Source organism: Xenorhabdus yunnanensis (genome assembly GCF_028598805.1).
Classification (GTDB): Bacteria; Pseudomonadota; Gammaproteobacteria; order Enterobacterales; family Enterobacteriaceae; genus Xenorhabdus; species Xenorhabdus yunnanensis.
Genome location: NZ_JAQRFI010000207.1, coordinates 1 through 642 on the forward strand (window position 1 = coordinate 1; position 642 = coordinate 642).

The 642-nt window shown below is 61.1% G+C and carries 1 protein-coding gene; it reads left to right on the forward strand.

Features of this window, described 5'->3' with window-relative positions:
* Positions 1-642: AMP-binding enzyme (locus PSI23_RS21820; RefSeq protein WP_273557021.1), on the forward strand; the 642-nt coding region annotated here is incomplete at both ends.

Genomic DNA, 642 nt, shown 5'->3' on the forward strand with positions numbered 1-642 from the left:
GGAGTCGTGGGTGAGTTGTATGTTGCGGGCGCAGGGCTGGCGCGCGGGTATCTGAATCGCCCGGAACTGACCGCTGAGCGTTTTCTGGCGGATCCGTTTAGTCCAACAAGCGGCGAGCGGATGTACCGCACCGGGGATCTGGCCCGCTATCGGGAAGACGGTGAACTGGAGTTTATTGGCCGTAATGACCAGCAGGTGAAATTACGTGGTTTCCGTATTGAGCTGGGCGAGATAACCGCGGCTCTGGAGCAGCACCCGGCGGTGGCGCAGGGCATGGTGTTGCTGCGTGCGGCGCCGGGAGATGAAGCCAGTCTGGTGGCCTATGTGGTGGCGGAGAAGGGCGAGACTGAAGCGTCGTCTCTGACCGGTGAATTGCGGCAGGCGTTATTACGCCAGCTGCCGGATTACATGGTGCCTGCGGCTTTTGTACTGCTGGATAAACTGCCGTTAACGGTCCACGGCAAGTTAGACAAACAGGCGTTGCCGGTTCCGCAGGAAACGTCTTTCGCGCGTGAAAGCTATGTTGCGCCGGAGGGCGAGGTTGAAGAGCAGATGGCGGCGCTCTGGTCGGCGCTACTGGGCATCGGGCAGGTGGGTCGCCATGACGACTTCTTTGCTCTGGGAGGGCACTCTTTGCGGGCG